Below are 19,935 nucleotides of genomic sequence, written 5' to 3'. Positions count from 1 at the left end.
TCGCGACCGACAACGGACGGCTTCGCGATGTCTCACTCGAGGGCGATACGCCGCCCCGTCTCGGCCGACTCGTAGGCAGCCTCGATCGTGTATAGGTCGATCAAGCCGTCCTCGCCGTCGGGTTCGGGATCGGTGCCTGTCAGGACGCAGTAGCCGAAGTAGTCGAACTCCTCGCGGACCTCGTCGACCCGCGGACCGGTGTACTCCATGCGAACGTCGCCGCTCTCGACGACCATCTCCTGGGGGACGACGCCGCCGAAGGGCGACTCGATGTCGATCATCCCGTCGGTGCCGACCAGCTCGAGGGCGCTGCGGGCGTGGGCATCGAAACTCGCCGTACAGGAGGCCGTCGCGCCGGTCTCGTACTCGAGTTGGATGGCGACGTGTTCGTCGACGTTGGCGAATGGGGGGCCCTCTGAGCGAGTGGTGGCGTACACCCCGATGGGGTCGCACTCGAGGGCGAACCGGATCGTATTGAGCGGGTAGATTCCAAGGTCGACCAGCGCGCCGCCGCCGGCGGTCTCGGGGTCGAGCCGCCACGTGTCGGGATCAGCCTCCGCGAGCAGCGGGTGTGAGAAGCCGCCGTGGACCTGCACGACATCGCCGATCACGCCGTCGCGAACGAGCTCTCGCGTGCGACGCACCGTCGGTTCGGCCTGCAGCCGGTAGGCCGTCATCAGCGTCACGCCGGCGTCGGCGCAGGCGTCGACGATGGCTCGAGCGCGCTCGACGGTCGTCTCGAGGGGCTTCTCACAGAGGACGTGCTTGCCGAACTCGGCCGCCGCAATCGCGTACTGGCCATGGACGGCGTTCGGTGCCGCAATGTAGACCGCGTCGTAGGCGTCGACGCACGCTCCCTCGAGAAAAGGGTCGTAGTCGACGACGGCGTCGACGGCATAGGCCTCGGCAACGTCGCTGACGCTCTCGGGTGGACTGGCGACCAGTACCGTCGTCTCACAGCGTGTGCTGTCGGCGATCGCCGGAAGTGCGCGCTGCCGGGCGAAACCGCCGACCCCGACGACGGCGAGCCGGATCGCTCCCTCGACTGCTTCGTGTTCCCAGTCCCGTTGTGTGAAGTTCGAAAAGGCGTCCTGAAGCGGCATATGCGCCCTACAAGCGCCAGCGAAAAGGACCACAGTGAAACGAAGCGTGATTTTCAGCTATCGAATATCGTTCGAAGCGCTGATCACCTGTTAATTGGTTTTCGGACGTCGTATTCACAGATGGTATTCGACCGAATTCGACTTTCGAAGGAAAAAGTTATTCAACAAGCGCCTGTGATATGTGTCCACCCATAGGTGACGGAAGATGGTCAAAATGGAAACGGCAGAGCTAGAAACCGATCTCAGTCTGTTCAAATACGACAATCTCGAGCAACTCCCACCTCGGTACCGGGAGCTCGAAGAAACCGAGCGAACGGACCGCATCAAGGCGGCGCTCGCGGAGCTCGGCGACGACGTCGTGATCCTCGGGCATAACTATCAGCGGCGGGAGATCGTCGAGCACGCGGACTTCGTCGGTGACTCCTACGGGCTCTCGAAGCGGGCGGCCGAGGCCGACGCCGAGTACGTGATCTTCGGCGGCGTGACGTTCATGGCCGAGAGCGCCGACATCATCACGGACGACGACCAGTCGGTGATCCTCCCGAGCATGGAGGCATCGTGTCCGATGGCCGGGATGGCAGAAGCGCTCCAGGTCGATAGCGCGTGGGCCGAAATTACCGACGCAGCGCCCGACGCCGACATCATCCCGATCACGTACATGAACTCCTACGCGGACCTGAAGGCCTTCTGTGCGAGCCAGGGCGGGCTCGTCTGTACCTCCTCGAACGCGCACAAGGCCTTCGGGTACGCCTTCGAGAAGGGCGACAAAGTGTTGTTCTTGCCCGACAAGCACCTCGGAGAGAACACCGCCCACCGGCTCGGCATGGCAGACGAGATCGCCCAGTGGGACCCCTGGGATCCCGAGGGCAAAGACACCGCCGAAGTCGCCGAAAGCGATATCATCCTCTGGGACGGCTACTGCCAGGTCCACGAGCGGTTCCGCGTCGAACACATCGAGGCGATTCGCGAGGACAACCCCGACGCAAAGGTCATCGTCCACCCCGAGTGTCGCCGCGAGGTCGTCGAAGCTGCTGACAAGGCCGGCTCGACGGCGACGATCCGCGAGACGATCGAAAACGCAGCGCCGGGTGAAACGTGGGCCATCGGCACCGAAGTTCACCTCACGAATCACCTCCAGCGCTGGCATCCCGAGGTGAACGTCGTGCCGCTGTGTGGCGACGCCTGTATGGACTGTAACGCCATGCGACAGATCGATCCCAACTATCTGACCTGGGTACTCGAGGAACTCGTCGAAGGCCGCGAACACAACGTGATCGAGGTCGCCCCCGAGGAGAAGGACCTCGCGGAAGTCGCGCTCGATCGGATGCTCGAGATCTAAGATGACTGAAACCAATACTGGAACGGAAACCACGACTGACGGCGAAACGACCGACGTGCTCGTCGTCGGCAGCGGTATCGCAGGCTGTGCGGCCGCCCTGTCGGCCGCACGGGAGGGTGCGGACGTGCTCCTGCTAACGAAAGCGACGAAGCCCGACGACGCCAGCACCGACTGGGCGCAGGGCGGTATCTCGACGACACGCGGGGACCCGGAGAGCCTCAAACAGGACATCATCGACGCCAGCGACGGCACCGTCGATCCCGACGCCGTCGACACCCTCGTTGAACACGCCGACGAGGCTGTCGAGGACGTGCTCATCGATACGCTCGAGGTCGACTTCGACGAAACCGCCAACGGTGACCTCGACTATACGCGCGAGGCTGCCCACTCCGAGTTCCGCATCCTCCACGTCGACGCCGCGACGGGCACGCACATCCTCCGGCCGTTCTTGCAGTACGTCGACGACCACGATCGTATCGAGGTGTGCCAGGATACGGCCGCACTCGAGTTGATCACCAACGAGGGACGCGTTCACGGCGTGGTCTCTGACGAAGAACCGGCCGGTAAACCGATCTACGCCGGCGCGACCGTCCTCGCGACCGGTGGGATCGGCGCGCTCTACAGCCGATCGACCAACCCCGACGACGCGACCGGCGACGGCATCGCCATGGCCGCGCTCGCAGGCGCGGACGTCGCGGACATGGAATACATCCAGTTCCATCCGACCGCCTACGCCGGCGATGATCCCTTCCTGCTCTCTGAAGCCCTCCGGGGCGAGGGAGCCGTCCTCCGCAACGGTAATGGCGAGCGGTTCATGGACGACTACCACCCACAGGGTGACCTCGCACCGCGAGACGTCGTCGCCCGCGCGGTCGAAGCCGAACGCGAGGCAACCGGCGAAGTCGTGCTGGACGTCAGTCCGCTCGAGTTCGAATCCGAGTACCCTGCCATCGCCGAGAAATGCCGCGACCGCGGGATCGACGGCGACGAGATCCCCGTCGCACCGACCGAGCACTTCCTGTGTGGCGGTATCGACGTCGACGACCGCGGTCGCACCTCGCTCGATCGGCTCTACGCCGTCGGGGAATGCGCTCGCACCGGCGTCCACGGCGCGAACCGACTGGCGAGTACGAGTCTGCTCGAGGGCCTCGTCTGGGGCCTCCGTGCGGGCGCGGACGCAACCGGGTTCGGCCCCGAGGTCGTCGAGGCACCCGAACTCCTGAATCGGGATCCCGAACTGCCTGCACGCTTCGCTGCCGAGAAGTTCACGCGCCTCCAGCAGACGATGGACGAGTATCTTGGCCTCGAGCGCGACCCCGACGAAATCGCGCGCGCGAGTGCCGTCCTCCGACGACTCAAAGGCGAGGTCGACGCCTACATCCGCACGCGCACGGCGCGCGAACTCTACGAACTGCGCAACGCCAGCGTCACTGCGCTGTTGATCGCGCGTGCGGCCGGTGAGAATACGGAGTCGGTGGGCTGTCACTACGTCGCGACGGACGCCGACGAATCGACAGTCGAACCGACGGCGGACGACTGAGATGATTACCGACACACAGATCGAGCAGTGGCTCCGCGAGGACATCGGCCACCACGACGTAACCAACCAGGTTCCCGGCGAGACGGTCGGCCGACTCGTCGCAAAGGAGTCGGGCGTCGCCGCCGGTCTCGAGGCCGCAGCGGCCGTCTTCGAGTACCTCGACGTGCCGGTGACCGATCGGCTCGAGGACGGGACCGCGGTCGAACCCGGCGACGAACTGCTGCAGGTCGTCGGCTCGGCCCGTGAAGTGCTGCGCGGCGAACGCGTCGCGGTCAATCTCGCGGGTCATGCTTCGGGGATCGCGACCCGGACCCGCGAGGCGGTCGACCTGGCGCGAACCGAGTCCGAGGACGTCGCGATCGCCGCGACCAGAAAGACCACGCCCGGCCTGCGCGGCGTCGAGAAACGCGCCGTCGTCGCGGGCGGCGGCGACACCCACCGGCTCGATCTCTCCCATATGGTGATGGTCAAGGACAACCACGTCGCCGAGCTGGGACTCGAGGACGCCGTCGAACACTTTCAGGAGCAAACCTCCTTCGCGACGAAGGTCGAAGTCGAGGTCGAGACCATCGCCGACGCCCCGCGAGCGGCGGAAGCGGGTGCAGACATCGTCTTGCTCGACAACATGACGCCCGAGCAGACGGAAGCGTCCGTGAGCGAACTCGCCGACTACGAGGGCGTGCTGGTCGAAGCCAGCGGCGGGATTACCACTGAGGATGTACCAGCGTATGCCGCGACCGGCGTCGACGTGATCTCGATGGGATCGCTGACTCACTCGGCACCGTCGCTCGATCTATCGTTTCGAACCGGCGAGTGATACGGTCTGCTGTCACTGTGTCCTGGCGCACCCGCAACCCGCCATACGGGTGCGCCGACACCGACTGACAGGCGTCCGTATGAATCGGCTTACTCCGCGTCCCAGGCCCGAACGTCCGACTCCTCGAGAAACAGCGACGGATCGTCGTGGGAGAAGCTGACCCATCCCACCTCCGGCTCGGCCATCACGTGAACCAGCAGTTCCTCTTCGAGGAGTGCCGTTTCGAAGACGGATCGAGAAGCCGTGATGTCGTAGGAAAGTGGGAGGAAGATCGCCGTCTCGCTGTTGTCGTCGCGCTCGACCGCGAGAGCGACCCGCTGGTCGCTCCCCTCCTCGGCGAGTGGCCGATAGTACACGTCGGCTGCGGTGATCGTCACGTCGCCCTCCTCGATGAGTCCCGCGACGATGTCGTACTCGTCGGCGCTGACCGTGACGTCGAGTCCGGTTCGTTCGTCCTGCTCGACTGGCGAGACGACGGTCGGCTCGAGGACGACGGCGTCCCAGCCGTCCTCGCGGTACTCGTCGGCGATGGCGCGTGCATCCGTGAGAAGATCGTCCCACAGGGTCTCGGCCAGGTCCGACTCGTCGTCGGCCGCCGATTCGTCTGCCGTCATCGCTCTCCCTCCGGTCGTGATCGGCTCGTCATATGCGAGGGAGACACCACGAAGCGAAAAAATAGTATCCTATACCGACTCGATCGAGTTGATCGTCGCGTCGCCGACCAGCGCGTCCTCGATCGCCGCGCGAACGGGCTCGGGATCGGACGGCCCGCCCGCGGCCGCGATGGTCCCGACCGACGCCGGCTCGAGCGCGACGTCGAGCGCGTCGTAGACGTCCTCGAGCACGGCCGTGAGGCCCCTACGATCCGCCACGAGGACGATGCCGGCGACGAGGGCGGCGTCGCTTCGGACGCGCTGGGCGATGCCGACGACTTTTCGCCGTCGACCGTTCGCGCGCGCACTACCGAGCGACAGCGAATGCGTGCCGGGACAAAACGAGTCGTCGGGCTCGCCGTGGCTCGGCTCGAGATCGAGCGTTCGCAACGCCCGCTCGAGGGCGGCTGTGGCACGTTCGTACCTGTTGGTCGTGCCAGTTCTCCCGTCGATGACTGGCTCGGCACGGGTAAACGCAAGCGTCGTCGCACCGTCGTAGGCCACCGCGCGGCCGACGACGTCGCGCTCGATCGGCGGGAACCCACGCTCGGAGGCGGCCGCGCGGGCGCGCTCGTACCCCTCGCGGCGAGCGTCCCGACGGCCGAAGGCGACCTGCTGATGGGGAACCCAGACACGGACGGCGGGCTCGCCGTCAGCGGCGACCGAGAGCAACTGTCGGCTCACATCGCGATCAGCCGAAATCGACGCTGCCCGCCCGCGGAAAACGCGCATACTGGCCGTTGGACCCGGTGGGTCTAAACGTTCTCGCCGCCCAGCGTTCGATATCCGATGGCCGTCACGCTTCCCGAATCCGTGCTGGCACAGTACGAACGCTTCTCGCTGTACAACTCGCCGTACCCCGCCCACGACGGCGGCTGTGCGATCGATCTCTATCCGGGGACGCTGGTCGACGGCCGGACGACCGCTGCACCGAGCCCGGTCGCCGGCACCGTCCGCGAGACCCGGACCGTCCGCGCGCCGCCGAAACCCTACGCGCCCGAACACGACCACCTGATCCTGCTCGAGCCTGCCGAGGGGAGCCCACTCGCGGGGCTGACGGTCAGAGTCCTCCACGTCGAGCCGTCGATCGAAGCCGGTGAGACAGTCGAACGGGGCGAATCGCTCGGCCGACTCGTCCGGGCAGGCTTTTTCGCCCCCTGGGTCGACAACCACCTCCACGTGGGGGTTCGCGCTCCCGAACAGAATCCCTATCGTGCGTCCGGCTCGCTCCCGATCGAACTCGGGGTCTCGGTCCGGCCGCTCGCGTGGGACGGCACCGGCCGCGTCGTCTCGACCGGCGACACCTACGCGGTGCTCGATGCCCCCCGCCACCCTGATCCCGGCGCTGGCTTCGTCGGCGTACGAGCCGACGGGGGCGGCGTCTTAGACGGCGGGTTGCCACACTACGACGGCGGCGGGGTGCTCGAGCGTGACGACGACACCGACCCCGTGGTCTCACTGAACGGCGATCGGCTCGGCGTCGCCGACGGCCGCACGATCACGTGGGACGACGTGACGGTGACGGCAAACGGCGAGCCGATCACCGGCCTGTCGCTGTTCTGTGCGCGAGACGGCGACTTCGGCGCGAAACTGATCTGCCCGGACCGGTCGTTCGCAGTCGGCGAACGGGTTCGGGTGCGGGTTCGCTCGAGCGACCGGGACTGAGGGGTGACAGCGAGAAACGTAGCCGTCAAGACCGTCGCCGACAGACAGGGGGCTATGACCGAGGACGCGCCACCGATGGAGGCACGCGACGAGTTCGACGACCTCGAGGGACTGCTCCAGCGGGCGCTCGAAGAAGACCACGAGTTCCTCGCGTGGCTCGATACGAGCGTCGACAACGTCGGCGACGGGACGATGACGATGTCGATCCCCTACGACGAGAAGCTGACGAACACGCGGCCGAACGGCACGCCCGACGAGAAGGCAGACCTCCACGGCGGCGTCGCGGCGACGCTCATCGACACCGTCGGCGGCCTCTCACTTCGAACGGCGATCGACGACCCCTTCGAGGCACGGATCGCGACGATCAATCTGAACGTCAACTATCTCCGCCCAGCGACGGCTGATCTCGTCGCGACCGCGGACGTGATCCGGGCCGGCAGCAGCGTCGGCGTCAGCGAGATCGCCGTCGAAAGTACGACACCCGACGGGGAGACGAAACTCGTCGCCATCGGACAGGGCGCGTACCGGATCTTCCAGCCCCAGTGAGACCGAGGACGGCGACGCGCGAGTTTCAGGAGCCAGCGGTCAGTTTTCGAAGCTGTATCACGAACACGATCGTTACGAGTCCGAACACGGCGGCGTACAGCGTCTGGCCGGCCGAGGCGAAATACCAGAGCGCATACGCACCGGCCCCGATTCCTAGCAGGTACAACGGTCGCAGCTGCTGGTCGTTCATTTACCGTCACCGTCCGGCTGCGGCTCGAGGTCGAGACGCAAGTCAAGCGCCGCGTTCGCGAGACGCGGCCACGTGGCATTCATACTGTCCCTTGGATCGCCGGCGACGAAAAATACGGTGGGACGTGGCGATCGATTACGCGAACGTGATGTTCTCGCTCGATTCGACCTCGCCGAACAGCCAGTCGGCGTGTTCGAGGGCGTACTCGTGGTGCTCGTCCTCGATCGCACCGATGCAGTCGTCGATCATGATGGGCCGGAAGTCCCGGACGCCCGCGCTGCCGCCGGTGTGGAGCACACAGACGTTCGCGAGGGTCCCGCAGATCACCAGGTCGTGGATCCCGCGGGCAGTCAACCAGCCCTCGAGTTCGGTGTTGTAGAATGCGTCGTAGGTGTGTTTCTGGACGACGTAGTCGTCGTCCTCGACGGCGAGTTCGTCGACGATCTCGGCCTCCCACGAGTCCTCGAGGACGTGTTCGCCCCACTGCTCGAACTCGTCGTAGTAGTGGGCATCGTCGAACTGTTCCGGTGGGTGGACGTCGCGGGTGAAGATCACCTGGACGCCGGCCTCGCGGGCGCGCTCGACCAACTCGCCGATCGGCTCGATGACGGTCTCGCTACCTGGCGCGTACAGCGACCCCTCGGGGTGACAGAACCCGTTTTGCATGTCGACGACCACCACTGCTGTGCGGTCTGGCTCGAGGCGCATGACTAGACGGTCGTACGAGCGGGATCGTGAAAACGTTCGCGCCCACGTCAGCGCAGGGCCCCGGTTTCGTCGTTCTCGCCGACCGTTGCCGAGGCGGTGTGACGTTGTCCCTCGAGGTACCGCTTGCCGCGTCGCGTCAGCCGATACTTGCCCCGTTCGGCTTTCTCGAGGAGCCCGTGGTCCGCCAACTCGAGCAGGCGACGGTTCACCTCCTTCCGGCTGAAGCCGGCGTTGTACGCGACGACGGCGGGCGTCAGGGCGAGGTCGGTCCCGTGGAACACGGCGAGGAGTTCGTCGTCCATCGGCGCCATCCACTCGGCCGGCTGGCGGATCCGTGATGGCTCGCTCAGCAACGCGCGCGCCCACTCGATCCTCCGGACGTCGTTGGTCACGGGATCGTAGAGCCCGAAGACGACCAGCAGGGCGGCGGTCCCGTGGACCCAGTGGACCAGCGACGGCGCGACCAGCTCGGCGACCGGGCCGCCGATCACGGCCAGCACCAGCCCGGCGACGGTAACGAGCACGAACCGGCGGTACGCAGTCACCGACGCCTCGAGCCGGAGAAAGTACAGCAACTCGCAGGCGACGACGACCCCGACCGCGAGGTTATAGCCGACGAACGGCGTCAGTCCGTCCACGACGGTTCACCTCTGGGTCGATGCTGGTGGAGCTGCCGGTGACGGAGCACGAGCAGCCCGAGGAAGATTGCGACGATCGTGTTCACGGCGCTCCGGAGGACGTGAAGCGCCAGCGGCTCGGGGCCGGTGACGAGCAATATCGTGTGGTAGATCGTCAAGGCGACCATCCCGAGCGAGAGGAGCGCGATCGCCGTGCCGAACGGGGAGTTCCGGAAGATGCCCCACGAGAGGAGCGCGAACACGCCGGCCCCGGTTCCAGCGACGATCGCGAATGGAACGCCGAGGAGGTGGACGATGGAGTGGGTCATGCTGCGGGCTTGGACTCGGGCGGTCGTTAAGCTGCGGCATGGATCTGCACGGGGTCGACGGCGAGGGCAACTAGCCGTCTCTCCAGTACTCGTCACGCCGCTTGCCAGTAACCCATCGTAAAACGACCCTCACCGATTGGACGCACCGCCACGACCGCTGCGGGTCTTGGCCCTCACCGTTCGGCCGGTACGGCGTGGGGTGTGGCTAACAAAAGGTGTCCGTGCCGACCGATCGACTGTAATGGCACTGACTCAGATCGACCACGTCAGCGACGACGAGGAGATGCAGGAGTGTATCGACAGCTGCTTCGAGTGTGTCCAGGCCTGCGAGTGGTGTGCCGACGAAAGCGCCGATGACGGCGAGGAGATGGCTCGCTGTATCAGGCTCTGCCGGGACGTCGCCGACCTGGCCGCGATGCACGCGCGGTTCATGGCCCGCGACTCCGGCTACAGGACGGACCTCGCCGCGATCACCGCCGACGCCTGTGACGAGTGTGCCGACGAGTGCGAGCAACACGACCACGAGCACTGTCAGGTGTGTGCGGACGTCCTCCGTGACTGTGCGGAGATCTGCCGCAACATGGCCACTGCCTGAACACCGCTCACGGCAGTCGATCCGGATATGGACCGCCGTTTGACCGATACGGACGCGACGACGGATGTACGTACAGGCTCAGATGTACGACCTGACGAAACTAGCTGCCGTCGGCAGCGGTGTGCTCGGCTGCTGGCTGATCACGGCCCCGTTCGTCTTCGGTACGCTGGCGGTCGGCCGCTGGAACGACGTGCTCGTCGGGACCGCGATCGCGCTCGCCGCCGGCCACAACTACGCCAGCGTGGCTCGGGGGCGACCGGCGAGCGCGATCGGCGCGGCGCTCGTCGCTGTCCTCGGGTGCTGGCTCGTCGTCGCGCCGTTCGTCCTCGAGCTCGAGGGGGTGGCGCTGTGGAACGACGTCGCCGCGGGAACCGTCGTCGCAGGCTTCGGGAGCTACAACGCGTACGTCGCGTCCGTCATCGGCGACGAGCGGCCCTTTCGTGTGACTGCCGAATAGGGACTGCGCTGGACCGACTACCGGTGGTACGACACGAGCGATCCATGCGAACTTACCTGTGAGAAAACCTACTAATGCAGTACACCCCACTCGCGGAGTACGGCGCGATCGGCGACGGGAACACGGTCGCCCTCGTCGGTCGCGATGGCTCGATCGACTGGTGTCCGTTCCCACACGTCGAATCGCCGAGCGTCTTCGCCGCGATTCTCGACGCCGACCGCGGCGGCCGCTTCGCCGTCCGGCCGACGAGTTCGTTCGAGTCCGTCCAGCGGTATCGCGACCGGACCACCGTCCTCGAGACGACGTTTCGGACTGCCGACGGAGAAGCGACCGTGACGGACTTCATGCCCGTCGCGGAGGCGACCGAGTCGGACGACCCGCTGCCCGCCGTCTACCGACGACTCGAGTGCGAAGACGGACCGCTCGAGTTCGAGGTCCAGTTCGAGCCGCGATTTGACTACGCGCGTGAGGTTCCCGAGATCGAACCGACGGCCGAGGGCGTGGTCGCGCTCGGCGACGACGAGCGGGCCGTCCTCTCGAGTGACCTCCCGATCGAGCCATCTGCCGACGGCCACGGGGTGAGCGCGACGGTGACGCTCGAAACCGGCGAGCAGCGCTGGCTGGCCCTGGGTTACGGCGAGGAAATCCCGTTCTCGCCGGCCGCACACCGGGAGACGCTCCAGCGCACCGTCGACTACTGGCAGGAGTGGGTCCACGACTGTGACGGGACGGATTGTCCCGTCGGCGGCCGGTGGCACGACCTCGCCGTCCGCTCGGCGCTCGTCCTCAAACTGCTCATCCACCAGGAGACGGGCGCGGTGTGTGCGGCCCCGACGACCTCGCTGCCAGAGGACCTCGGCGGCGTCCGCAACTGGGATTACCGGTACAACTGGATCCGCGACGCGGCCTTTACCGTTCGGTCGCTGTCCGAACTGGGACACCTCGCGGAGGCCCGCTCGTACTTCCAGCTGTGTCTCGACCACTGTCGCCAGCACGACCCCGCGGCGGTCCCGCCGGTTTACGGCCTCCACGGCGGCGGCGACCTCGAGGAGCGGGTCCTCGATCACCTCGAGGGATACCGCGGTTCGGCCCCGGTCCGCATCGGCAACGCGGCCCGGGATCAGCACCAGCTCGACGTCTACGGCGAACTGATCCTCGCGATCTACGAGGCCGTCCGCTACGGTCAACCGGTGACGCCCGACGACTGGGCGGTGATGTGCGACCTCATCGACTACGTCTGCGAGGGCTGGGACGAGCCCGACGCGGGCATCTGGGAGGTCCGAAGCGATCCCCAGCAGTTCGTCTACTCGAAAGTCATGTGCTGGACGGCACTGGACCGCGGGATCGAACTCGCCGAGACCGCCGACGGCATCGATGCGCCGCTCGAGCGCTGGCGGACGTGTCGCGCGGACGTTCGAGCGGCGATCCTCGAGCGCGGGTTCAGCGAGCGGACGAACAGTTTCGTCCGGGCGTTCGGCGACGACGACACGCTCGATTCGGCGAATCTGCTCGTCCCGGTCGTCGGCTTCCTCCCGCCCGACGACGAGCGCGTCCAGGGGACGATCGACGCGACGATCGACCGGCTGGTGACCGACGACGGCCTCGTCCGGCGCTACGAAGGCGACGACGGACTTCCGGGCACCGACAGCCCGTTCGTCGTCAGTTCGTTCTGGCTCGTCACCGCGCTCGCGCTCGCGGGACGAACCGAGGAGGCGACCGAACGCTTCGAGGCGATCCTCGAGTACACCAGCCCGCTCGGACTGCTGGCAGAGGCGGTCGACCCCGAGACCGGCGACCAGCGTGGCAACTTTCCGCAGGCGTACAGCCACATCGGACTGCTCAACGCCGCGCTCGCGCTGGCCGACGCCGACCGCTCGAGCGCCGGATCGTCGGCGCCGCTCGGCCGGGAAGAGTCGCTCGAGGACCTCGACGCGAGCACGGAGATCGTCCGTCGACCGACACGGAGTGAGTGACAATGAGCGACGACAGACACGACACGACAGACGAACCGACCGCCGTGACGACCGACGCGCGCGAGCGCCCCTCGCGGGCCGACGGCGGCGACGAGAACCGAGACGGAACTGACGGTCAGGACGGAGACGACGGCGGCTCGATGCGGCCGGGTGATATGATGCTCGCCCATCCGACGGAGGAGGTGTGGCCACAGTACGCCATCATCTCGCTGGGCCTCTGGCTCGTCGCGAGCACGCCGACGCTGGGCTACGAGAGCACGCTGATGGGGTGGAACGGGATCGTCAGCGGCGTCGTCATCATCGCGCTGGCCGGTCTCACGATCTACCGGGAGAGCGGCTACGCCAATTACGCCAACGGCTTCGTCGGCCTGTGGCTGGTGTTCGCGCCGATCGCCTTCTGGGCGCCGACGGCGGCGGCCTACGCCAACCACACCCTCGTCGGCATCATGGTTATCACCTTCTCGGTGCTGATCGTGATGCGTTCGGAGATGGAGGGGCCAGCCGTCCCGCCGGGCTGGTCGTACAACCCCTCGACGGGCGCCCAGCGCGCCCCGCTGATCGCGCTCGGCATCTTCGGCTTCTTCGCCTCGTGGTACATGGCCGCTTTCCAGCTCGAGTACATCAGCAGCGTCTGGGACCCGCTCTACGGCACGGGTACCGAGCAGATCCTCACGTCGAAGGTGTCGGAGGCGTTCCCGGTCTCCGACGCCGGTCTCGGCGCGGTGGCCTACTCGGTCGAGGCGCTGATGGGGTTCATGGGGGACCGCCGACGGTGGCGCACGATGCCGTGGATGGTCGCCTTCTTCGGCGTCGTCGTGATCCCGCTTGGCTTCGTGCAGGTGCTGCTGGTCATCTCCCAGCCGATCATGGTGGGGACGTGGTGTACCCTCTGTCTTCTCTCGGCCTTTGGCATGCTGTGGATGATCTCGCTGACGGTCGACGAGGTCGTCGCGATGGGGCAATACCTCGTCCGGCTGACGCGCCAGGGCGATAGCCTCTGGACCGCCTTCTGGATGGGCGGGACGATCCCCGAAGACGAGGCCGGCGTCGACGAGGCCACGGAGCGACCGATCGGCGAGTCGCCGATCGGCGAGCCGTTCTGGGGCGTCTCGATCCCGTGGACGCTGCTCGCCGCGATGGTGCTCGGGGCCTGGCTCATGCTCTCGCCGACCCTCTTCGGGACGACCGGGTTCATGGCCGACACCAGCCACCTGACCGGCTCACTGATCGTCTCCTTCACGGTCATCGCGACCGCCGAACCCGCCCGTGCGATCCGGTTCCTGAACGTCCCGCTCGCGGGATGGGTTGTCGTCGCGCCGTGGCTGCTCACCGACGTCCCGACGATCGCCGCGATCAACGCCACCGTCGCCGGCCTGCTCGTAGTGCTTCTCAGCGTCCCCCGCGGACCGATCGCGGATCGCTACGGGGGATGGGAACGGTACGCCACGCTCGAGACTGTCGACCGACTCAACCCTCTCAGTAGCTAACCATGTCCAAACCTACCGACTCAGAGGTCGTCGTCGTCACCGGGGCATCGGCCGGCGTCGGGCGAGCCACCGCTCGCGCGTTCGCCGACCGTGGCGCGAAGGTCGGCCTGCTCGCGCGCGGCGAGGACGGCCTCGAGGGTGCACGCGAGGAGGTCGAGGCGGCTGGCGGCGAGGCAGTTGTCGTCCCGACGGACGTCGCCGACCCCGATGCGATCGAGACCGCGGCCGAGACCGTCGAGGACGCCTTCGGCTCGATCGACGTCTGGGTGAACAACGCGATGGTGTCGGTGTTCTCACCGGCCGCGGAGATGACCGCCGACGACTACCGCCGCGTCACCGAAGTCACGTACCTGGGCTACGTCTACGGGACGCAGGCCGCACTCGAGCGGATGCGTCCGCGAGACGAGGGGACGATCGTCCAGGTCGGCTCGGCGCTCGCGTACCGGGGCATCCCCCTTCAATCCGCGTACTGCGGCGCGAAACACGCGATCCAGGGCTTTACCGAGTCCGTCCGGACGGAGCTCATCCACGACGACTGTGACGTTCAGTTGTCGATGGTCCAGATGCCCGCAATGAACACGCCGCAGTTCGAGTGGACGAAGAGTCGGATGCCGAAGCAACCGCAACCGGTGCCGCCGATCTACCAGCCGGAAGTCGCCGCTCGAGCGATCTTGTGGGCCGTCGACCACGGCAAAGACGAACTGTGGGTCGGGCGGTCGACGGTGAAGGCGATCCTCGGCAACCGAATCATTCCACGGCGACTCGACAACTATCTCGCACGCGGTGGGTACGACTCACAGCTGACGGATGAGCCGGTCGATCCCAACCGAGAGCACAACCTTCACGAGCCGGTAGCGGGAGACTTCGGTGCTCACGGCCCGTTCGACAGTCAGGCGCGCGATCGAAGCTACCAGCTGCAGGCGTCGATGCACCGGCGACCGCTCGCCGTGCTCGCCGGCCTCGCGACTGTGATCCTGAGCGTCCTGCTGGGGTGGCAGGCCACGTCGGCCGATGACGGGTGATACGGTCTGCTGTCACTGGTTCCCGGCGCGATCGCAGAACGGCTCTCGGTCGCGCCAGCACTGACTGACAGCAGTCCGTATGAGTGACGATGTGACCGGCGTGCTTTTTGCACTTCCATTCAAATGACTCGCTAGTCGATGCCATCGACGCGCCCCCGCACGTCCGTCGCCCTGCTCGTAGTGGTCCTCGCCGGAGCGCTGGTAACAAGCGGCCTCGCCGGCCCGGTGATCGCAGCCGGCGCGGCCGCGGATCCCGGCGGAACGACCGCAGCCGCTGCCGATCGAGCCGAGCCAGCCCCACGTCTGGAGCCGACCACGGCCACGAACGCAGCAGTCGCCACGCAGGACGACCGCCCTGCGAACCCAACCACCGAGGACACCGTCGGCTACGTCGAAGGCTACTGGTACGATGACGAACTTCCGGTCGACGACCAATCGGACGCGGTCGTCGACGACGACGACCTCGAGCCCGTCGTCTACCGGGCGATGGCCCGCGTCGAGCGGATTCGAAATCTAACCTTCGAAGAGGAGGTCGCCGTCGACGTCGTCTCCCGTGAAACCTACCGCCAGACCAACGACGAGCGCTTCGAGAACTACACTGCAGCCGAGCGACTGGAGCAAAACGTCGGCTACGAGGCGCTGTTTACGGTCGATCGAGACACGACAGCGGTCAACGCGACCCAGACGGTCTACGGCGGTGCCGTCAAGGGCTACTACGATCCCGAGACCGACGAGATCGTCATCGTCTCCGAGACCCCCGCAGAGCCGGAACTGGACGAGCTCACGCTCGGCCACGAACTCGTCCACGCACTGCAAGACCAGCGATTCGGGCTCTCGGACCTCAACGGCACGACCCAGGACGCCGACCTGGCGACCAGTGGACTGGTCGAAGGCGACGCCAAATGGGTCGAACGCGAGTACGAGAGTCGCTGTGAGATTCAGTGGGACTGCCTCGCTCCCAGCGACGGCAGGCAGGGGCAGCTCGACGTCAACTGGGGCATCTACTTCGCCATCTACCAGCCCTACAGCGACGGCCCCGACTACGTCGACTACCTGCGCCAGCAGGGCGAGGGCTGGTCGGCGGTCAACGCGGCCTACGACGAGCCGCCGGCGACCACCACCGCCGTTATTCATCCCGGCTCCGAGCGCGAACCGGCCGCCGTCTCGGTCCCCGACCGCTCGAGCGACGGCTGGCGACAACTCACCGTCGACGGCGAGGTAGCAAACGACACTGTCGGCGAAGCGGGCATGGTCGCGATGTTCGCCGCCGACGCGATGAATCAGGACCAGCCGTCGGTGCTCGACGCGACCGACCTCGACGTTCGGGGCGGCGGTCGCGGGTTCGACTACGATCACGACGTCACCGACGGCTGGGCCGGCGACGAGTTGGTCATCTACACCAACGACGAGCTCGACACTGAGAGCGATCCAGCCGAGGCAGCGGGCCAGGCCGGCTACGTCTGGCGAACAGAGTGGCAGTCGGCCGCGGACTCCGAGGCGTTCATCGAGGGGTACCGGACGCTCCTCGAGAACCACGGTGCCGATCCCGTCACCGCCCGGCAGAACACCTTCGTGATCGACGATGGCGGCTACGCCGGCGCGTACTATGTCGAACGAAACGGGACGACGGCGACGATCGTTCGCGCCCCGTCGGTGGCAGCGCTATCGGCCGTCGAGTCCGGTGCCGCACCCGAAGCGGCCCCCGGCGTCGGCGCGACGGCCGCGGTCGGCGCGATCGCAGTCACGTTATTCGGAGCGGGTACCTGGCTCGCTGTTGGCCGCAAACGATAGCGACCGGGCTCGTAAGCGGCGTGTCTGTTCGGGAGGATCGACGGCGAGACCGCTTGCATATCGAGCCAGTGGGAACTGCGCGTCGCCCTCGCGCGCCGCCAGACGGGTAGCTTTTTTGCCTCCCACGGGAAATCGGCGATATGTCAAATCCGTTCGGAACCGTTCCCGCAGAGGCTATTCTCGAGGGGGACGCGACTGACGCCTACTTCGAGCGCACGCGGGCCACGCTCGAGCACGCGGGGAAAAACCCCCACGTCGTCGCCGAAGTGACCGCAGATCAGTTCCCGACCGGCGAGTTCGAGGTCTTCACCGGCGTGAAAGACGTGGCGACGCTCTTCGAGGGCCGAGCCGTCGACGTCGACGCGCTCCCCGACGGCCAGCTGTTCGACGGCGGCCCCGTCCTCCGGATCGAGGGCCCGTATCTCGAGTTCGCCGCACTCGAGACCTCGCTGCTTGGCTTTCTGTCACAGCCGAGTGGCTTCGCCACGGCCGCACTCGAGGCCAGACTGGCGGCCCCCGAGTCGCTGGTGCTGTCGTTCGGCGCGCGCCACGTCCACCCGTCGATCGCGGCCACGGTCGAACGCGCCGCGTTGCTCGCCGGACTTGACGGCTTTTCCCACGTCGCGGCCGGCGAGATCATCGGCCGCGAGGCGGGCGGGACGATGCCTCACGCGCTCATGTTCTGTTTCGGCGAGGGCAACCAGGCCGAGGCCTGGACGGCCTTCGACGAGGCCGTCGGCGAGGACGTCCCGCGGATCGCGCTGGTCGACACCTTCTGGGACGAGAAAAGCGAGAGCCTCCTGGCCGCCGAGACGCTCGGCGACGACCTGGATGGCGTCCGCATCGACACGACGGGCTCCCGGCGCGGCGATTTCCGGCACATCATTCGTGAGGTGCGCTGGGAACTCGACGCGCGGGGGCATGAGGATGTCGACATCTTCTGTAGCGGCGGGCTCACCCCCGAGACGATCCGGGAACTGCACGATGTCGCCGACGGCTTCGGCGTCGGTAGCCACATCACCGGGGCCGACTCGGTGGACTTCAGTCTCGACATCGTCGAAATAGAAGGCGAACCGATCTCCAAGCGCGGCAAACTCTCCGGCGTCAAAGACATCTATCGGACCTCCGACGGCGGCCACCACGTCACGCTGGCCGACCGCGACGGGCCGGACGAGGGTGAATCGCTGCTCGAACCGCTGGTCCGCGACGGCGAGATCGTCCGCGAGTTCGATCTGGATGTAGCGACCGAACGATGTCTGGCCGATGCCGAAACGGTCACGTTTGGGCGATCGACGGCATCACGCGATCGATAACGGAACTCGGCCTGCTCGTCTTCTGGTTTACTGTTCACTACGTGTTTGCGGCGCTGAGCGCGCTGCTCGAGGTCAAACTCGAGCAACTGGACCGGCCATCCGGATCGAGCGACTAACCGGGGAGAATGCGGGCAGGAATGGCTTCGCTACCGACGACACTGAGTCGAGAAAATCGCGGGTCTGCTCAGACCTGTTCGATGCTGCCGTCGGCCTCGCGCTCGCGGAAGACCTGGCCTTCGAACAGCGTGACGACGACGTCGTTGTTTTGCCACGCATCCGGTGCGAGCTTCGCCTTCCGGCAGGTCCGCCCGAGATATTCGCGGGCGCTCCAGCCGTTTTCGACCGGGACCGTCGGGTAGAGCCAGCCGCCCTCGCCGCCGTCGATGGCGACGCCGTGAGTGCCGACCTCGAGGTCGGCCAGCGGGTCGTCGGTCAACACGACGTTTCTGACGATACAGACCGAGACCGTCAGGTTCGACAGTTCCGAGGGGCTGACTTCGGAGCCACAGGAGTCCCCACTGGCGGCTTCGATCGCCGCGTCGACGATGACGTGGCCGAGCTGGTCGTCCGAGCGGTAGCCGCCCGCACAACCACGCAGGCTGCCGCGGCCGCGAGTCGACTCGAGGCGGACGAACGCCCCGGTTCGCTCGTAGAAGGCTTCGCGCATGCTGCCCGGTTGTTCTCGCTGCCCGTGTCGTACGTAGGAGTCGACGGCTTCACGCGCAAGTTCGACCGCACGTGCACCGTCCTCGTAGGAAAGGTCGACGCCCTGTCCCTGGGACATACAGATACACATGGAAATGAGCATCCTAAAGCGCTTCCATTCGCTGGTGGAGCCGCCGACCGGGGGACTTATTCGGCCGACGGCCCTACGACAACTGGGAGAGAGAGCCCGGCTGCCGCGATGGTCGCGCCGGCAACAGCGCAACCACCTTTCGTGGAGCGACTCTTCGAGTCGGTCCACGCTCGTAACGTGATCCGTCCCTTCGGGGCGCATCACGCTCGTAACGTTGGCCAACCCCCCGGGTTGCCCAACGCCCGCGAGGAAAGTCCCCCCACCTGTTCGGGCAGGTGACCGGACGCAAGTCCGGAGCGGGAGACCGCTGGCTCTGGAACAGAAACGACACGTCTCGGCCCGACCGATGATGCGCGCGAACCTGACCGAGAGGAAAGGGAGTTAACCCGCAGAGGGTGCGCAGTCGAGTATCGCGGTTCGAAACCGCGGGTCGCGCTCGGCGCGATCGACTGTGCAAAGACGGCCGAGGATCGATGGAACGGCGAACCCTCACCGGTGCAAGTCCGTCCCGTGGTAGCCCGAACACCCCGCGGCCTCGCCGCGGACGGTGCGGACGCTCAGCCGAATGCCGGGCCGAACAGAAGGGGGCTTACTCCTCTCACCCAGTTTTCGATCGTGAGTTGCGACGCTGTCGCTCGAGGGCTCGAGTTTCACACCGACACGAGCGACTCGCTTCGCTCGTCGGTGTTGCGTCGGTGAAAACGTCCTGACGGAGTCTGACGCGAACCGGGCGGGACCGGAGGTCCCGCTGGAAACCGGCGGCTTCGCCGCCGGTGACGCGAGCGAGCGTTGGGCACGTCAGGACCGAACGAGAAAGCGAGTGCTGAACAACGTGAAGCACTCGAAAGGAGTGAGCGTCCTGACGGAGATTTGAACTCCGGTCCCTGGCTCCGCAAGCCAAGAGGATAGTCCACTACCCTATCAGGACTCATCTCTACATAACCCGGTGACCATTAAAGCCCTTTCGAAACGAAGCCGCCGCTGGCTGTCGATT

Annotated in this window: 21 protein-coding genes, 1 tRNA gene and 1 other RNA gene; 14 read left to right on the top strand and 9 right to left on the bottom strand. The window is 66.5% G+C overall.

All coding sequences use genetic code 11. From position 1 onward, the window contains the following. Positions 1–32 precede the first annotated feature (32 nt). Positions 33–1,103 carry a D-xylose 1-dehydrogenase Gfo6 gene (gene gfo6 / locus ACFR99_RS19065; RefSeq protein WP_390290910.1) on the bottom strand — a complete coding sequence of 357 codons (1,071 nt, stop codon included), beginning with the start codon at positions 1,101–1,103 and terminating at the stop codon, positions 33–35. Between the two features lie 205 nt (positions 1,104–1,308). Between gfo6 and nadA the strand changes: the two genes are divergently transcribed. From nadA to nadC, 3 genes are read left to right on the top strand one after another with little or no spacing between them, the layout of a single operon-like run. Continuing rightward, positions 1,309–2,442 carry a quinolinate synthase NadA gene (gene nadA, locus ACFR99_RS19060; protein WP_390290908.1) on the top strand — a complete coding sequence of 378 codons (1,134 nt, stop codon included), beginning with the start codon at positions 1,309–1,311 and terminating at the stop codon, positions 2,440–2,442. A 1-nt stretch (position 2,443) separates the two neighbouring features. Further along, on the top strand, positions 2,444–3,982 hold the full coding sequence (locus ACFR99_RS19055; protein ID WP_390290905.1) for an L-aspartate oxidase: 1,539 nt from the start codon (positions 2,444–2,446) through the stop codon (positions 3,980–3,982). Position 3,983: 1 nt separating this feature from the next. Further along, positions 3,984–4,799 carry a carboxylating nicotinate-nucleotide diphosphorylase gene (gene nadC, locus ACFR99_RS19050; RefSeq protein ID WP_390290902.1) on the top strand — a complete coding sequence of 272 codons (816 nt, stop codon included), beginning with the start codon at positions 3,984–3,986 and terminating at the stop codon, positions 4,797–4,799. Positions 4,800–4,888: 89 nt separating this feature from the next. On the opposite strand, the gene ACFR99_RS19045 is transcribed toward nadC, so the two are convergent. Beyond that, positions 4,889–5,413, bottom strand: a complete 525-nt coding sequence (locus ACFR99_RS19045; RefSeq protein ID WP_390290899.1) for a DUF7529 family protein — start codon at positions 5,411–5,413, stop codon at positions 4,889–4,891. Between the two features lie 69 nt (positions 5,414–5,482). After that, positions 5,483–6,184, bottom strand: coding sequence for a lipoyl protein ligase domain-containing protein (locus ACFR99_RS19040; protein ID WP_390290896.1), 702 nt, complete (start codon positions 6,182–6,184; stop codon positions 5,483–5,485). Between the two features lie 57 nt (positions 6,185–6,241). Between ACFR99_RS19040 and ACFR99_RS19035 the strand changes: the two genes are divergently transcribed. Then, positions 6,242–7,117: a DUF8155 domain-containing protein gene (locus ACFR99_RS19035; RefSeq protein ID WP_390290893.1), complete on the top strand. Its 876-nt coding sequence runs from the start codon at positions 6,242–6,244 to the stop codon at positions 7,115–7,117. 54 nt (positions 7,118–7,171) lie between these two features. Then, positions 7,172–7,663 (top strand): PaaI family thioesterase, encoded by a 492-nt coding sequence (locus ACFR99_RS19030; RefSeq protein ID WP_390290890.1) that lies wholly within the window; start codon positions 7,172–7,174, stop codon positions 7,661–7,663. Between the two features lie 25 nt (positions 7,664–7,688). Here the strand turns inward: ACFR99_RS19030 and ACFR99_RS19025 are convergent, their stop codons facing one another. The 4 genes from ACFR99_RS19025 to ACFR99_RS19010 form a co-directional block, all read right to left on the bottom strand. After that, on the bottom strand, positions 7,689–7,853 hold the full coding sequence (locus ACFR99_RS19025; RefSeq protein ID WP_390290888.1) for a hypothetical protein: 165 nt from the start codon (positions 7,851–7,853) through the stop codon (positions 7,689–7,691). A gap of 135 nt (positions 7,854–7,988) precedes the next feature. Continuing rightward, a complete protein-coding gene (locus ACFR99_RS19020; protein WP_390290885.1) occupies positions 7,989–8,561 on the bottom strand; it encodes a cysteine hydrolase family protein in 573 nt (190 codons plus the stop codon). Between the two features lie 47 nt (positions 8,562–8,608). Continuing rightward, the gene (locus ACFR99_RS19015) at positions 8,609–9,199 is read right to left on the bottom strand and encodes an ArsR family transcriptional regulator (protein WP_390290883.1); all 591 of its coding nucleotides are present in this window, start codon (positions 9,197–9,199) and stop codon (positions 8,609–8,611) included. Next, complete coding sequence (locus tag ACFR99_RS19010; protein ID WP_390290880.1) at positions 9,187–9,507, bottom strand: hypothetical protein; 321 nt, start codon at positions 9,505–9,507, stop codon at positions 9,187–9,189. The genes ACFR99_RS19015 and ACFR99_RS19010 overlap by 13 nt, the downstream gene beginning before the upstream one ends. A gap of 241 nt (positions 9,508–9,748) precedes the next feature. On the opposite strand from ACFR99_RS19010, the gene ACFR99_RS19005 reads away from it, so the two are divergent. The 8 genes from ACFR99_RS19005 to ACFR99_RS18970 all read left to right on the top strand — a co-directional run bounded on the left by ACFR99_RS19005 (position 9,749) and on the right by ACFR99_RS18970 (position 18,261). After that, entirely contained in the window at positions 9,749–10,102 is a 354-nt protein-coding gene (locus tag ACFR99_RS19005; protein ID WP_390290877.1) for a four-helix bundle copper-binding protein, read from the top strand. A 64-nt stretch (positions 10,103–10,166) separates the two neighbouring features. Beyond that, positions 10,167–10,559 (top strand): SPW repeat domain-containing protein, encoded by a 393-nt coding sequence (locus ACFR99_RS19000; RefSeq protein WP_390290874.1) that lies wholly within the window; start codon positions 10,167–10,169, stop codon positions 10,557–10,559. A gap of 74 nt (positions 10,560–10,633) precedes the next feature. Continuing rightward, positions 10,634–12,532: a glycoside hydrolase family 15 protein gene (locus ACFR99_RS18995; RefSeq protein WP_390290871.1), complete on the top strand. Its 1,899-nt coding sequence runs from the start codon at positions 10,634–10,636 to the stop codon at positions 12,530–12,532. A 2-nt stretch (positions 12,533–12,534) separates the two neighbouring features. Then, positions 12,535–14,019, top strand: coding sequence for a vitamin K epoxide reductase family protein (locus ACFR99_RS18990; RefSeq protein ID WP_390290868.1), 1,485 nt, complete (start codon positions 12,535–12,537; stop codon positions 14,017–14,019). Between the two features lie 2 nt (positions 14,020–14,021). Further along, entirely contained in the window at positions 14,022–15,041 is a 1,020-nt protein-coding gene (locus ACFR99_RS18985; protein WP_390290865.1) for an SDR family oxidoreductase, read from the top strand. Between the two features lie 138 nt (positions 15,042–15,179). Beyond that, complete coding sequence (locus ACFR99_RS18980; protein WP_390290862.1) at positions 15,180–16,832, top strand: Hvo_1808 family surface protein; 1,653 nt, start codon at positions 15,180–15,182, stop codon at positions 16,830–16,832. A 140-nt stretch (positions 16,833–16,972) separates the two neighbouring features. Then, a complete protein-coding gene (locus ACFR99_RS18975; RefSeq protein ID WP_390290859.1) occupies positions 16,973–18,145 on the top strand; it encodes a nicotinate phosphoribosyltransferase in 1,173 nt (390 codons plus the stop codon). Then, on the top strand, positions 18,085–18,261 hold the full coding sequence (locus tag ACFR99_RS18970; protein ID WP_390290856.1) for a hypothetical protein: 177 nt from the start codon (positions 18,085–18,087) through the stop codon (positions 18,259–18,261). Before ACFR99_RS18975 ends, ACFR99_RS18970 begins: the two co-directional genes overlap by 61 nt. A gap of 68 nt (positions 18,262–18,329) precedes the next feature. Here the strand turns inward: ACFR99_RS18970 and ACFR99_RS18965 are convergent, their stop codons facing one another. After that, positions 18,330–18,929: a TIGR00296 family protein gene (locus ACFR99_RS18965; protein ID WP_390290854.1), complete on the bottom strand. Its 600-nt coding sequence runs from the start codon at positions 18,927–18,929 to the stop codon at positions 18,330–18,332. Between the two features lie 240 nt (positions 18,930–19,169). On the opposite strand from ACFR99_RS18965, the gene rnpB reads away from it, so the two are divergent. Further along, positions 19,170–19,545, top strand: an RNA gene (gene rnpB / locus ACFR99_RS18960) — RNase P RNA component. Between the two features lie 251 nt (positions 19,546–19,796). Here rnpB and ACFR99_RS18955 read toward each other — a convergent pair. Next, a tRNA-Arg gene (locus ACFR99_RS18955) sits at positions 19,797–19,869 on the bottom strand. Positions 19,870–19,935: the final 66 nt, after the last annotated feature.

The organism is Haloarchaeobius amylolyticus, assembly GCF_042678045.1.
In the GTDB taxonomy this organism is placed as follows: Archaea; Halobacteriota; Halobacteria; order Halobacteriales; family Natrialbaceae; genus Natrinema; species Natrinema amylolyticus_A.
The sequence above is the reverse complement of the archived record's forward strand: the minus strand, read 5'-3'. Positions and strand labels throughout refer to the sequence as shown.

What these genes read in the sequence shown, in the direction of transcription:
- gfo6 (WP_390290910.1), bottom strand. Translation starts at nt 1,103, where the DNA reads ATGCCGCTTCAGGACGCCTTTTCGAACTTCACACAACGGGACTGGGAA.
- nadA (WP_390290908.1), top strand. Translation starts at nt 1,309, where the DNA reads ATGGTCAAAATGGAAACGGCAGAGCTAGAAACCGATCTCAGTCTGTTC.
- ACFR99_RS19055 (WP_390290905.1), top strand. Translation starts at nt 2,444, where the DNA reads ATGACTGAAACCAATACTGGAACGGAAACCACGACTGACGGCGAAACG.
- nadC (WP_390290902.1), top strand. Translation starts at nt 3,984, where the DNA reads ATGATTACCGACACACAGATCGAGCAGTGGCTCCGCGAGGACATCGGC.
- ACFR99_RS19045 (WP_390290899.1), bottom strand. Translation starts at nt 5,413, where the DNA reads ATGACGGCAGACGAATCGGCGGCCGACGACGAGTCGGACCTGGCCGAG.
- ACFR99_RS19040 (WP_390290896.1), bottom strand. Translation starts at nt 6,184, where the DNA reads ATGCGCGTTTTCCGCGGGCGGGCAGCGTCGATTTCGGCTGATCGCGAT.
- ACFR99_RS19035 (WP_390290893.1), top strand. Translation starts at nt 6,242, where the DNA reads ATGGCCGTCACGCTTCCCGAATCCGTGCTGGCACAGTACGAACGCTTC.
- ACFR99_RS19030 (WP_390290890.1), top strand. Translation starts at nt 7,172, where the DNA reads ATGACCGAGGACGCGCCACCGATGGAGGCACGCGACGAGTTCGACGAC.
- ACFR99_RS19025 (WP_390290888.1), bottom strand. Translation starts at nt 7,853, where the DNA reads ATGAACGACCAGCAGCTGCGACCGTTGTACCTGCTAGGAATCGGGGCC.
- ACFR99_RS19020 (WP_390290885.1), bottom strand. Translation starts at nt 8,561, where the DNA reads ATGCGCCTCGAGCCAGACCGCACAGCAGTGGTGGTCGTCGACATGCAA.
- ACFR99_RS19010 (WP_390290880.1), bottom strand. Translation starts at nt 9,507, where the DNA reads ATGACCCACTCCATCGTCCACCTCCTCGGCGTTCCATTCGCGATCGTC.
- ACFR99_RS19005 (WP_390290877.1), top strand. Translation starts at nt 9,749, where the DNA reads ATGGCACTGACTCAGATCGACCACGTCAGCGACGACGAGGAGATGCAG.
- ACFR99_RS19000 (WP_390290874.1), top strand. Translation starts at nt 10,167, where the DNA reads ATGTACGTACAGGCTCAGATGTACGACCTGACGAAACTAGCTGCCGTC.
- ACFR99_RS18995 (WP_390290871.1), top strand. Translation starts at nt 10,634, where the DNA reads ATGCAGTACACCCCACTCGCGGAGTACGGCGCGATCGGCGACGGGAAC.
- ACFR99_RS18990 (WP_390290868.1), top strand. Translation starts at nt 12,535, where the DNA reads ATGAGCGACGACAGACACGACACGACAGACGAACCGACCGCCGTGACG.
- ACFR99_RS18985 (WP_390290865.1), top strand. Translation starts at nt 14,022, where the DNA reads ATGTCCAAACCTACCGACTCAGAGGTCGTCGTCGTCACCGGGGCATCG.
- ACFR99_RS18980 (WP_390290862.1), top strand. Translation starts at nt 15,180, where the DNA reads ATGCCATCGACGCGCCCCCGCACGTCCGTCGCCCTGCTCGTAGTGGTC.
- ACFR99_RS18975 (WP_390290859.1), top strand. Translation starts at nt 16,973, where the DNA reads ATGTCAAATCCGTTCGGAACCGTTCCCGCAGAGGCTATTCTCGAGGGG.
- ACFR99_RS18970 (WP_390290856.1), top strand. Translation starts at nt 18,085, where the DNA reads ATGTCTGGCCGATGCCGAAACGGTCACGTTTGGGCGATCGACGGCATC.
- ACFR99_RS18965 (WP_390290854.1), bottom strand. Translation starts at nt 18,929, where the DNA reads ATGTCCCAGGGACAGGGCGTCGACCTTTCCTACGAGGACGGTGCACGT.